Origin of the sequence: Butyricimonas sp. RTP31003st1_G1_RTP31003_210430 (assembly GCF_040920905.1) — a bacterium.
GTDB lineage: Bacteria > Bacteroidota > Bacteroidia > Bacteroidales > Marinifilaceae > Butyricimonas > Butyricimonas paravirosa.
On record NZ_JBCOSQ010000005.1, the window covers coordinates 18,857 to 32,277 of the forward strand.

A 13,421-nucleotide genomic window follows, 5' to 3' on the forward strand; every position below is an offset into this window, starting at 1 on the left:
TACTTCGCAATTATTTTATCTAATCACTCGTACAGCATGACTATTCTTTTCTTTCTATATCGCTAGCACGTAAAGACCCTATCGAATTTCAACAAAAAGATATACCTTTGCACGAAAGAAATTATCATGAATGATCAGACTGTAATATGTGCTATTGCCACTGCTCCCGGGATGGGTGCTATCGCCGTGATTCGCCTGTCAGGAAAAGGATGTATCGAAATTTGTGATCGGGTGTTTGTTTCCCCTTCTGGGAAAAAATTGACAGACGTTCGTCCAAATACGATTCACTTCGGGAAACTCAACGACGGGAAAGAGCTGATCGACGAGGTTCTGATTTCCGTATTTCATGCTCCCCATTCTTTTACCGGGGAAGACTCGATCGAAATTTCCTGTCACGGTTCCGTGTACATACAGCAACGTATATTACAGCTATTAATCTCTTCCGGGGCACGGCTTGCCGCTCCCGGGGAATTTACTCAACGAGCTTTTTTAAACGGCAAAATGGATCTTTCCCAAGCGGAAGCCGTTGCAGATCTGATCGCCTCATCCTCCGCAGCAGCCCATAGTATGGCATTAAGCCAGATGCGAGGCGGATTCTCGGACGAACTGATGAAACTGCGAATGGAATTGTTACATATCACCTCTCTACTCGAACTCGAACTGGATTTTTCGGAAGAGGACGTGGAGTTTGCAGACCGATCGGAACTACGGGGCATTGCGGTCGGCATTGATACATTAATTTCTCGCCTATGCGCCTCCTTCTCTCTCGGCAACGTGATCAAAAACGGGATTCCGGTAGCTATCGTCGGTAACACTAACGTGGGGAAAAGTACCCTACTCAACGCTCTGCTAAAAGAGGATCGTGCTATCGTCTCTGATATAGAAGGCACAACCCGCGACGTGATCGAAGATACGATTAACCTTCAGGGAATCACTTTCCGATTTATCGACACGGCAGGCATCCGCCACACTGACGACCGAGTAGAAAATATGGGAATCGAACGTACTTTTTCAAAAATCGAACAAGCCCGTGTCGTATTATTTTTAATCGATGCTACCAAAGACACGGAACAATTCCTTCCCTATTATACCCAAGTGAAAGAGCATCTAGGACCTGATGCCCGTTTGTTAATTCTACTCAACAAGACAGACCAAACAGATTCTGCCGATACTATCTTGTCACAAATCACGTCTCTATCTTCCGGAGAAAAGATTCTCCCGATTGCTGCAAAGACAGGCTATAACATCAATCACTTGGTAGACGAGTTAGTTTCCACGATCAACATAAATGCTCTTCATTCAGGGGATGTTATCGTCAGCAACGCCCGTCATTACGAAGCTCTCTCCCATGCCCGCCTAGCTATCGAGCGAGTCATCACCGGACTGGATTCCCATCTTAGTGGTGAGTTTGTATCACAAGACATTCGGGAATGCCTGCATTATCTTGGTGAGATCACGGGACAAATCACGACGGATGAGGTATTGGGAAATATATTTAAGAATTTTTGTATCGGCAAGTGATCTATTTAAAACACTTATAATCAACACACAACAGATCATCCAACTAGAATAATATGCACAATAAAACGATTTTAATCAGCATATTAGCAATATTAAACAATAATATATGATTCCATTTTTGTTGCTATTTTATTGCTTGAAAGTATTTGAGCAACAAGAACAACAAAATAGAATAAATTAATGAGCCTATGAAGACTTTTTTATTTGCACACAATCCGAAAAATTGGCCTTGGGAGAATTTATCTAATGCCATTAGAGACATTAAAGAAAAAGGAAATCGTCTTGAGAAATGGAGTGTTAGAAGCTATAAACAGGTCTCAGTCGGTGACAGGGCTTTTTTGATAAGACTTGGAAACAAGACACAAAACAAAGGAATTGTCGGTTCTGGGTACATTACAACTGCCCCCTTCCTATCGGAACATTGGAGTAATAATGGACAAATGGTAAATCGAGTAATTATTGAATTTGATGAATTATCAGAAGACCCTATTATTTCTCTTCAAGAGCTCCAAGCACTGCTGTTGAATTATAATTGGACTCCACAGTCATCAGGGATGGAGATACCAAATGCGGTAGCATCAAAACTTGAGGAACTATGGTTTGAGAAAACCCTAAAAAGGGGCTCTGGTAGGATTAATGTAAATTCCTATAAAGAGGGTGCGGTTAGATCTACTATATCAAAACGATATGAGCGAAATCCTCAAGCACGTCTTTTATGTCTCGAATCCAATGGATATTCTTGCAAGGTCTGTGGATTCAATTTTGGGGACACATATGGCAAGTTAGGACAAGACTATATCCACGTGCATCATATTACACCGATATCTACTATCGGAGAAGAATACGAGATAAATCCCCAAACTGACCTTGTACCAATATGTCCCAATTGCCACGCTATGATACATAAAGTAACCCCTCCTTTGCAAATTAATGAATTACAAAAATTGATAGGCATCCAAAAATAAAAGCCATGCAAGGTTCCAAAATAGTCTTAATACACGTGTTTTTTGTTGCTCGTTATTCCAAGTACCAATATTATTTTTTTAATACTTGCTGATAGCAGAAAAAGTAAATATCTAAAAAAGCAATAATGGGATAAGTTTTAAGGTAAAAATACATTTATAACTTCTAAAGTTTTCACAACCATACTCTTCCATGGAAGAATTGTGGAATATAATTTAACATTTTGAACCAAGAAGAGTTTCCTCTTCCCTTTTCTCTTTTTATAGCACAATATTTTCTATCTTTGTATTAGAATATTTAAGAATAGCAACAATGAATAAACTCATGAATTGCATAAAAAAAGTACTTGAAAAAAAAGAGATCAAACAAACTTGGCTAGCTAATAAACCAGGTAAAAGTTTTCACATTGTCAATTCCAACGTTTGTAACTACCGACAACCAAGTTTAGAAGTACGATTCAAAATAACAAAATCTTTCAAGTAAATCCTGAAGATTCAATTAATAGCAAAGAATTAAGCATATTACCTATGATAACAAAAGGCAATCTCAAAAAGTTATTATCAATTCTTGAGTACACCGAGGTATCACCTCATCGCTTTAAAAAAGAGTTTACTGATGTTAATTGCAGTATAGAAGTCGACTTTATTAGTGAGAAAATTATATATCCCCAAGATCGTGGTTTAAAAATCAATGATGATACAACGAGCAACTTTGCACATCCAGAAAATTTTGTTGTTTTTGAATGCATAAATCAACTATTGAAAAAAGGTTATCGTCCTGAACATATAGAGTTAGAAAAAAAATGGCATTTGGGTCATGATACCAAAAGTGGGAAAGCTGACATTTGTGTTTACGATATAGATAACTCAATGTTGATGATAATCGAGTGTAAAACTTATGGAAAAGAGTATAAGGATGCTCTCAAAATTTTACGAACCGATGGAGGACAATTATTTAGTTACTGGCAGCAAGAAAGAGGTACAAAATGGATTTCATTATATACATCTGACATTGTAGGAAGGGAGATTACACGTGAAAATGATATAATTAACTGTCTCGATGATGCTAACTTAGTGCTATTGTCAAAGAAAGATGATAGTTTAAAATTATACTCTAAAGCCCATACTGTTAGTGAATTATTTGAAGTATGGACAGAAACCTATATGTTGAAATTATGGCAAGAACTCATCTTTGGAGATGATTCTTTAGCATATAAAATTGGCGTAAAGCCTCTTCGCAAAAAGGATTTGAAGGACTTTGCTCCAGATGATAAAATCGTTAATAAATTCGAAGAAATTCTTCGTCACAATAATGTCAGCGATAAAGAAAATGCATTTAATCGTCTCGTTGCATTGTTCATCTGCAAACTGGCTGATGAAATTCGTAAAGGCGATAATGACGAAGTAGAATTCCAATACAAGCAGGGCACTGATACATACGAATCGTTACAAGACAGATTACAACGGTTACATCAAGAGGGTATGGAAGATTTTATGGGTGAAAAAATATTCTATGTCCCTGCTGATTACCCGGAATGGTTGTTTACAACTTACACGGGGACACAAAGAAAAAAGGCTATCGAAGATTTAAAGGAAAAAATTAAAATTTTAAAATTTTATTCCAATAATGACTTTTCGTTCAAAGATGTTCACAACGAAGAACTATTTCTTCAGAACGGTAAAATTCTCGTTGAGATCGTACAACTTTTTGAGAGATATCGTATCGTCTATCTATCTAAACACCAATTTTTAGGCGATCTTTTCGAACAATTATTGAATAAAGGATTCAAGCAAAACGAAGGACAATTCTTTACTCCAATACCAATTACTCGATTCATCTGGGATTCACTTCCATTAAGGGAATACGTAAATAATGGAGGTTCGTTACGACATCCAAAAATCATAGACTATGCTTGTGGTGCAGGACACTTTCTTACCGAAGCAGTTGAAGCTGTAAACTCTGTAATAAAAAGTGATAATAACGATTGGGTTCGGGACTATATCTATGGAATTGAAAAAGATTATCGCTTGGCAAGAGTTGCTAAGATTTCGATGTTCATGAACGGAGCAGGAGAAAGTAACATCATTTTTGGGGACGGTTTAGAAAATTCACCGGAAAAGAAAATTATTAATGGTTCATTTGATATACTTGTTACCAATCCTCCATATTCTGTATCTGCCTTTAAATCGCATTTGAAATTGAAAAACAACACTCTGACATTACTTGACCGCATTTCAAATGATGGTGGTGATATTGAGACATTATTTGTAGAGCGAATAGCACAGCTACTCAAACCTCAAGGATTAGCTGCTGTAATTCTCCCCGTATCAATACTAACGAATGGTAGCGGTAGTTATGTTGGAGCAAGAGAAACTATCTTTAAGAATTTTCACCTGCATTCTATTGTATTGTTCGGTAGTAAGACTTTCGGGGCTACAGGAACAAATACTGCAATATTATTTCTTGAAAAATACAACGAACCTCCTAAACCGGGAGATCTAGTCGAAGATAGTGTTGAAGCTATACTTAACAGAGCCAATATCGAAAATTGGCTTGATGATAAAATTCTTGAAGCGTATCTACTTTGCCTAGGTCTTTCCAAAGAAGAATACTATTCTTTGTTGGATGGTTCAGTCCTTAAAGATAGAGAGAAGTCCAAATATGCAAGCATGTATATCGCAGCATTTGAATCATCCACAGAACTTATAAGTAGAAAGAAGGCAAAATCATTTCAAAAACAAACAGACGAAGAGAAACAACATGAGATTTTTAATAGATTTGTTGGTTTCGTTAAGAATCTGGAACGAGAAAAATTATTCTATTTTGCTTTAACGTATGATAAACAAACAGTTATTATCGCATCACCAGATGATAATACAGAACAAAAAACATTTTTGGGGTATGAATGGAGTAATAGAAAAGGCTCTGAAGGCATTAAAATTACAAACGCAGGAGGTTTACTATACGCACCAGAAAGATGGTCTAACAATACAATCTCTGCAGCTATACGAAATGCCTTTTATAATATAGCTTGGGAAGGAACAGAGCTAAACAGTAAATATGTTAAATATGTAAATACTTCTGATTTATTAGATTTTTCTCGTGAAAAATTTGACAAAGCAATAAAGACAGCCGTCGAAAAGCAAATTGCTATCACTAGTAAATACGCTATAATCAAATTGCGTGATGTTGCTATAATTCAGAAAGGACAGTCCATTACCTCTGCACAATGTAAAAAAGGTAATATAAAAGTTGTGGCAGGAGGCATAGATTTCGCTTGCTACCATGATACAGCCAATAGAGATGCCAATGTCATTACTATAAGTGCATCAGGTGCAAATGCAGGATTTGTCAATTACTGGAATGAACCAATATTTGCATCAGACTGCACTACAATTATTGGTACTAACGGTTTCTCCACAGAATTTATATTTAATTACCTAAAAGGTATTCAATCTCAGATTTTCTACTTACAAAAAGGTGCAGCACAACCTCATGTATATCCAAAAGATATTGAAACAATACCTATCCCTAACGTTCCTCCTGACATACAGAGATATGTAATAGAAGAATGTAAAAAAGTTGATGCTGAGTATAATAATAGTCGAATAACTATTGAGAGTCATCAACACAAAATAGCAGAAGTATTTGATGCTTTACAAATTACCAACACATCCAATTGGACTAGAATAAAATTTTCCAATAACCAATTATTTACAATATTAATAGGCAAAAGAGTTCTATCAAATGAGATGAATAACAACTACGATATACCAGTGTATAGTGCCAATGTTAAGGAACCATTCGGTAAGATTAATAAACTTTTAATAGATGATTTTACAAAAGGTTCTATATTGTGGGGTATAGATGGCGATTGGATGGTAAATTATATCCCTGCTAATACACCGTTTTACCCAACAGATCATTGCGGAGTACTACGAGTAGATGAAACGAAAATGAACCCTCATTTTGTGATGTTTATGCTTGAGATGGCTGGCAAACAAGCCGCATTTAATCGTAGCAATAGAGCCTCTATTGATAGAATTAAGAGCTTAACCATACCTAATATACCATTGGATGTGCAAAATATGGCTATGACAGAGGTTGAAGAATACGAAACAATAATAAATGAAGCTAAAGCAAGGATGAACCTATGCATTGAGCAAAAGAAAGTGATATTAGACAAATACCTTCGATAAAATAAATTATGGGAAAAACAGTTACTACATATTTAATAGATGGGGATCCTAAAGGAAGTCAATACGTACATATTTAGAACATAAAGCTATTACCGAAGCTAAAAAAGCAAATACGTTTGTGTTAAACGAAAATAAGCAAATACCGAAAGTTCCAAATCTACCAGAATATCAACGAGACTCAATGGATGAATTTTTTGAGGATGTTAAGTTCTTAACATCTTTTATTGGGTGTAATATTTTTGAAATAATTAAAACTAAAGAACAGCAAGATTTACACCTCTTCTATACTACAGGTCGAGGATATAATGCTAAAGGATATTATAATGCTTCTGGCTTTACAGTATTAAAAGGTAGTATGATTAAAAAAGACTCCGTTCCTTCATTAAACTGGAAAGTGAAAAGAGAATTATTAATCAAAAGGAAATATATTCCAAATAAAGTACAGATAAGTACCAAATAATACCCCTCATTCAGAGTTCATTCGAAGATCAAACGTTGTTCATCCATGCTCGTATGGAGAAGCTCTGAATAATCTTCGAGAGATCAACGAAAAAGAAGTAGTTTCTTGAAAGTATCTTCATAGCTTCTCTTACGGTTTTATACAACGGCTCAATAAGATAAACATATACTTTAAATAACTCTCTTCCCAACTTATAGCAAACTTAACTTTCAGCCACTACTTCTCTATCTATGACCTGAATGAAATCCAGATTCGTCTCGCAGATATATACCTGCTCCGGGCTGAAATGAGAGCGAAATCCGGTGATATTCCGGGAGCGATAGCCGACTTGAACGTGATCAGGAAACGAGCCGGGGCAAAAGAATATACCCTGGATGAAAACTTGGAAGAGGCAATTGCACTAGAAAGAGACAAAGAATTATTTCTCGAAGGGATATGCACGAGATATTTTGATATTGCCCGTAACAGGGCATTCCGTGAAAAACTCAGGGGTAAATTCAAGACCCTCTCAGACCAAGACGTGAAAGACGGGGCTTTATTCTTCCCGATCTCTTTTGACGCCTTCCAAAACAACACCAAAATGACGCAGAATATTTACTGGAAAAGAAATGGATTCGCAATTTAAATGAAATAAGATGAGAACTTGTGCTGGACTCTATGATTATTATTAAATAAATAGATTATTATTAGAGTTTTCCAGCAGGAGTACTATTGTGCAAAAACGTTCATTTTGATGCAATAGTACTCCTTAATAACAGGTAATCTCTGCCCTGACAAAAGGCTTTACCCCATAGAACCAATTTTTATATTACCCCCAATGATGTAGAATAATTATTTCACTCTTATCGTTCCCAAATCATCAATTATAGCAATATGTGGATACGCAAGCAATTCTTCTCTGGTTGTTGTACCATGCAGTACCCCGACAAAATCTAAAGCAGCAGCCTGAGCCGTCTGGGCATCAATGACACTATCTCCCACATAAAGACAATCACGAGTATCGCTATTCAACTGTTTCATCGCATACCACACCCCTTCAGGGGAAGGTTTAGCTTTACTGACATCTTCCCCTCCAACCACGATATCAAAAAATCCAGCAGGAAAATGCCGGTTCACAAACTCCATAATACGGTAACGATACTTGGTTGAAATAACACCAATCTTTGATCCTTGCTGTTTCAAAGCCTGCAACACATTGGTAACCTCCGAAAACAAAATGGTATTATCACTCATGCATACATCAGCTTTCGCTACATATTCTTTCCGATAAGAAACCAAAACTTCCCGACCAGACACCCCCGTAAGGAGGGCGAAAGCATCATCCAACGTCATGCCGATAGTACGCTTTATTGCTCTATCATCTACATTCTTATACCCGTGCTTGTCCAGCACATGACGAAAACACATGACAATTCCATTACTCGAATCCACTAACGTATAGTCAAAATCAAAAAGATAAGTTTTATATTGCCGCATAATTATCAAAATAATTTGCCAATATATAGTATCTTTCTAAATAAAAAGAAAGAAACAAGGAATATTTTCCGCAACCCCAAAATATCCTACTCTTATCCCCGGACTGTACCATGATATACAAACGATCCGGGTACAAATTTCTACATTATACCCGGATTTTCTCTACTATTAATTCCTTAAAGATTTTCTACATAAAATAGATTCACCTATTCTATTTTTCTATCAACAATTTGCTTTTCCGAAGAAAATATTTTAATCACGCTAAATTCTACGGTCGTTCCCTCTAATTCCGTATCTGCCACTAACGATTTAATTGAACCGTCAGCATTCTTTTCGTTATGAACCTTTATACTTAAATCCTCACCATAAGCCGTAGCATTAAACCCTGAAATGACATTCGGGGATGCCGGGAACAAACCCAAGTAAGCAGCAACACTAAGAACCTCCATGCTCATTTGATCGCAGACAAGTAACATATTCATATCCATGTTATAACACGTATTCTTTAAGGAAGATGCACTTGCCACGGCATCTTCAATATCATCACCAAGAGTAAAACCTTTCCAATTTTTATTCGCATCATACAATACCGTGAAGAACGGTTCATCATCCTGATTTATAGATGTTAATTGATTTTGAGTATCATAAGAGAAAGTAAACACTCCACCATCTTCTCCTCCATCGGCTTTAGAAACAAAACCTTTATCATTTAACGTGTAAACAATTTGTTCCAAGTCAGTAAAGTCCCCCGCACAAGCAACAGTAACTTTTCCATCCGTGTAGGTCATCGTATAGGTCGTAGTGTAGTCCGTACTCCCCTCGTCATCCGTGGTAATTTTAGTAACCTTTTTCGTCGTTTTATCCAAGGTGAGGTTCACCACCAAAACACCATTATTATCATCCGTTCCGATGTTCAATTTCGTAATCAGCCAAGTCGTGTCTTTAACGATAGAATCTGTTGGTTGTTCGGGTGGAACAGGATCATCCTTTCCATTATCGTCCGAACAACTTGTCCACAATGACATACTGCAACTTAATATCAGCACTAAAAATAAAAAAGTAAACGTTTTCATAGTTGTAAAAATTATTAGTTATTATTATTGAATATAAAGAGACCGTATATACTGGAATTAACCCACTTACCTCCAGTCAATTGCTCTTTTTGAATATCATAGGTATTTATCGTCTGGTCATCTTCTGAAATCAGATAGATCACTTCTTTATCAGCATTATAACAAGGTGATATAAACAGAGAATTTTCAAAAGTACTGATCAAGTTTCCCGAATTAAACGACCAGTTACTTGGATCTTGCGGCTTGAAAATATACGAAGTGTAAGTTTCTATTCCTATGTCTTCATCCGTAATAACTGACCTCGCCCCGGCCACGTATATATCCTCCCCACACGGGATGAAATTATAATCTATATCACTCGTACCACCAAATTTCGCTAATTGCCAATTAGCAGCACTCATATCCAACTTCCACGCAAAAGATTCCGTCAAACCGGCCATGTCAAACACACCCATAAGGAGCGTGTTCCGGGAGGCATCGTGAAGGAATACCCCACTATTAAGCCGGATGAGTTCCGTACCGCCTGCCGTGAAACTCTTTATTTCGATAAACTCCCCGTCTTCCCATTTCTTCAAACGGTAAAGATTTTCCGCCTTGTCGAATTGAATGATATGCAACAAACCATCTATATTCCCGATACCAACCAAACCCCGCTCTTCATTCATCAACGTCTCTTGTTCTCCCGACTCCAAGTCATAACTACCAATAGTGAAAAAATCATACACACGCGTGAACGGATCCTCGAATACATCCCTTGAAACAAAACTCGCATGATAGAAAGTTGGCCCGATGACAAGTCCACCGTAAAATTCACTTTCCGCTCCCCCGATAGAAAAGAGAAGTTCTCCCTTCAATTGCTTGGAAACAGACACGGGATAAAATCCCAGACCATCTGAACTTTTTCCCACGGCATAGGCCTCCATGTCCTTCAAGTTCAACGAGTCGGAGTACAGGTTTATTCCCCCGATACGATATTGCTTATCACCCTTTTTCAAGATGATAATATAGAAACCAGCTTCCAATTCCCCTGAAGGACGAAGAACCAGACTATCTCCACCAACTTCCACGATTTCAGCAGAGAACGTGTCTCCACCATTCAATTGAAGAAAAACACTACATTCAGCATCAAATCCTTTCCCGCATATTGTAATATCAGTCCCCACCAATTGCCGCTTTGGAATTTCCAATTGCGTCACCGGCAGAAACGGGTCCGTGTCAACAACCGGGGCATCCTTGTCGTCGGAACAAGCGGTAAGGTAAACAACCGCCAATATCCATATCATTAACCATTTTCTCATATTTATCACTTATTGTAAGGTTTCCAATTCTTTAATATACTGTTGCACGGCCGAGGATAATCCCGGATTACCGAATTGCAAGGAGAACACGTACGCTTGATTGTAACACTTCTTCGCCAGCTCGATATTATTCAACTTCTTATAACAATCGCCCAACATCAACATGCAGTTCAATTTATCATCCGGCGTCAATTCGAACTGAAGAGCGGCAGTCACCCATTCGATGTACTTCTCCAACACCTTATTATCCTTCGACTCCCCTAACGCCTCTGACATGGCGTTCACCATGGCGAGATAATCCGCTCCTTTGATACCTTGCCCCAGATATTTCACGTACTCCTCCATCAGGTCGATATATTTATCCACGTCTTTCTTGGCATAAATGTAATAATACCCGTCGTACAAGTACTTCAATCCCGTGTACACGTCTTTCCCCCCGAAATCCACGAGCGCGACATACATTTGTTTCATATCACCCCGTACACGTTCGAGATTCTTGAGATAGTCCATATTTCCCTTCCGGACCTGGTGATCAATCAATCCCAAGTGAAGGGTAAACACGAACCTAAACACGTTTTCCTCCCCCACGGCCTGAACCACCTCGTCATAATGTGACATGATATAGTTCAAAAATGGATCATCAGTCTCCGCCTCGGTGTGAAACAACTGCAAGACGTCAAAATCTTTCGCATTCATCCAGTCTGCCGTCGTTTTACGTTTACAATAATCCTTGTACACCCGTTCCACCCGTAACTCCCATCGAGTAAGCTCCTGCCCGGATTGACGTACCAGATAGTTCGGGGCTTCAAGCAGAAAATCCTGCACGAGAGCATCATTCTGCTTCTCCTTTTTCAGCTTATTGTACATCGCTTCGAAACTCAAACACTCCCCCGTGGCGGATTGAGCGAATTTCAGGAAATAACTCCTGTCACATGCGCCAACCTGCTTGCCTAACAATTTCCCGGTTTCATCCGCAATAACAAGCGTGGGATAAGCCGTTACTTCATACCGGGAAACTTCCGTCGCGAAAGCCTTATCTTCAGCATTAATCTGGTACGAGATAAATTTCTCGTTAAAATACTTCGCAACATCGGCATCCGTGAACACCTTGGAGGACATTTCCTTGCAAGGGCCACACCATGTAGTGTAAAAATCAATAAACACCTTCTTGTTTTCCGCCTTGGCCTTTTCCAGCACCTCCCGGTAAGAACCTTGCATGAATTGAATGCCTTGTCCCATCGTGTTACTACCCGGTAGTAACACGATGGCTATCAGCCCGATTAAAATAATTTGCCTCATAACTATTTCACGATAAAAGTAAACACGTCTTTCACGATATGACTATACCCCTCGTTAAAAACACGCAGGGATACCCTGTATCTTCCCGGGGTAATATCACTGATTAACGGAAATTCCATTCGTCCTCCCCCACGCACGTTAACCAAATGCCGGAACAACTCGGCATTACCCCCTTCGGTAGCTTCCACCTCAACCACCTCGAACTCGATGGGAGAAGTCCCGATCACCCCTTGCAACTTCGGGCTAACCCAGGGAGCCATGTTGTGCATCCGGTAAGCATCGAGCGTCTCGTCCAACTGCAGGCGAATTTCCATCGTATCCGGGACATACCGGGCGCTATCCGTTTTAAGGTATCCTTCCGTCGTATCATGGCAACTCATCAACATTGTCCCTGTAATTGCCATCAAAATAAACACATAAGCTCTCATACGTCAATATATTTTCTTATTCAAGTTCAAATAATTGTCCCAAGAAATACTGATCACCGAGGGCATGTACCACCCCGGACTGGTTTTCAAGATTCGTGGTAGCGATAGTCCCCAGATTATTGGTTATCGTCTTCCCGTCTTCTTCCACGGCAGCAGCCCGCAACTCCACGTCGGCCATCTCTTCCACCCCGGCAAAAGCGTTACGTAAACTCCATATCCAGATCTTATTCCCGTACATCATGGGCAATACCATTCCCCCGCCATCAGCCACACCTTCCTCGTCCCTTTCCAAACGCGGAACATCATCCCTCATGACCTTTCCCCCGGTATAGAGATGAGTTTTAACAATCTGGTCACAGAAATCACGGGGAAACTCATCAATACTCATGTAATAATTTTTATTGTAATTCGTCACATCCGAACCTTCATGCTCTGCCCAAAAGAAAAACTTCTCGAAAGAGATATTCTTCGGGCCGAAAAACGTGATATTCGCATCCGTTGACTCGAACAAAGACTTTAGCTCCGGGCTACAACGATCAATGACTTTCGCGATAGAATCCCAATTATGCCATGTATCATGACGAAAATACTCCAACATCGTGCCATCATAATACCCAACAGCGGTACCCGTATCGATATAATTATATTTTGTCGAACAAGAAAAACATAAAACGCAGCCTAATATCAAAAATATACCTTTCATT

10 protein-coding genes and 1 pseudogene are annotated in these 13,421 nt (G+C 38.8%); 5 read left to right on the top strand and 6 right to left on the bottom strand.

Features of this window, described 5'->3' with window-relative positions; all coding sequences use genetic code 11:
- Nucleotides 1-126: 126 nt before the first annotated feature.
- The 5 genes and pseudogenes from mnmE (at nt 127) to AB5542_RS02560 (ending at nt 7,768) form a co-directional block, all read left to right on the top strand.
- Entirely contained in the window at nt 127-1,521 is a 1,395-nt protein-coding gene (gene mnmE, locus AB5542_RS02540; protein WP_279037297.1) for a tRNA uridine-5-carboxymethylaminomethyl(34) synthesis GTPase MnmE, read from the top strand.
- Nucleotides 1,522-1,709: 188 nt separating this feature from the next.
- Entirely contained in the window at nt 1,710-2,486 is a 777-nt protein-coding gene (locus tag AB5542_RS02545; protein WP_279037299.1) for an HNH endonuclease, read from the top strand.
- A gap of 525 nt (nt 2,487-3,011) precedes the next feature.
- Nucleotides 3,012-6,683 (top strand): N-6 DNA methylase, encoded by a 3,672-nt coding sequence (locus AB5542_RS02550; protein WP_279037301.1) that lies wholly within the window; start codon nt 3,012-3,014, stop codon nt 6,681-6,683.
- Between the two features lie 70 nt (nt 6,684-6,753).
- Nucleotides 6,754-7,101: pseudogene (locus AB5542_RS02555) on the top strand (DUF4357 domain-containing protein); the annotation flags it as partial.
- 292 nt (nt 7,102-7,393) lie between these two features.
- Nucleotides 7,394-7,768: a RagB/SusD family nutrient uptake outer membrane protein gene (locus tag AB5542_RS02560; protein WP_279037542.1), complete on the top strand. Its 375-nt coding sequence runs from the start codon at nt 7,394-7,396 to the stop codon at nt 7,766-7,768.
- 206 nt (nt 7,769-7,974) lie between these two features.
- Here AB5542_RS02560 and AB5542_RS02565 read toward each other — a convergent pair whose 3' ends face one another.
- The 6 genes from AB5542_RS02565 to AB5542_RS02590 form a co-directional block, all read right to left on the bottom strand.
- A complete protein-coding gene (locus tag AB5542_RS02565; RefSeq protein WP_087420409.1) occupies nt 7,975-8,619 on the bottom strand; it encodes an HAD family hydrolase in 645 nt (214 codons plus the stop codon).
- A 206-nt stretch (nt 8,620-8,825) separates the two neighbouring features.
- Nucleotides 8,826-9,692: a DUF4595 domain-containing protein gene (locus AB5542_RS02570; RefSeq protein ID WP_087420410.1), complete on the bottom strand. Its 867-nt coding sequence runs from the start codon at nt 9,690-9,692 to the stop codon at nt 8,826-8,828.
- A gap of 14 nt (nt 9,693-9,706) precedes the next feature.
- Complete coding sequence (locus AB5542_RS02575; protein WP_270542056.1) at nt 9,707-10,990, bottom strand: hypothetical protein; 1,284 nt, start codon at nt 10,988-10,990, stop codon at nt 9,707-9,709.
- A 9-nt stretch (nt 10,991-10,999) separates the two neighbouring features.
- Nucleotides 11,000-12,289, bottom strand: a complete 1,290-nt coding sequence (locus AB5542_RS02580; protein WP_279037304.1) for a thioredoxin family protein — start codon at nt 12,287-12,289, stop codon at nt 11,000-11,002.
- Between the two features lie 2 nt (nt 12,290-12,291).
- Nucleotides 12,292-12,717: a hypothetical protein gene (locus AB5542_RS02585; protein WP_229128322.1), complete on the bottom strand. Its 426-nt coding sequence runs from the start codon at nt 12,715-12,717 to the stop codon at nt 12,292-12,294.
- A 16-nt stretch (nt 12,718-12,733) separates the two neighbouring features.
- Nucleotides 12,734-13,420, bottom strand: a complete 687-nt coding sequence (locus AB5542_RS02590) for a hypothetical protein (protein ID WP_279037308.1) — start codon at nt 13,418-13,420, stop codon at nt 12,734-12,736.
- Nucleotide 13,421: the final 1 nt, after the last annotated feature.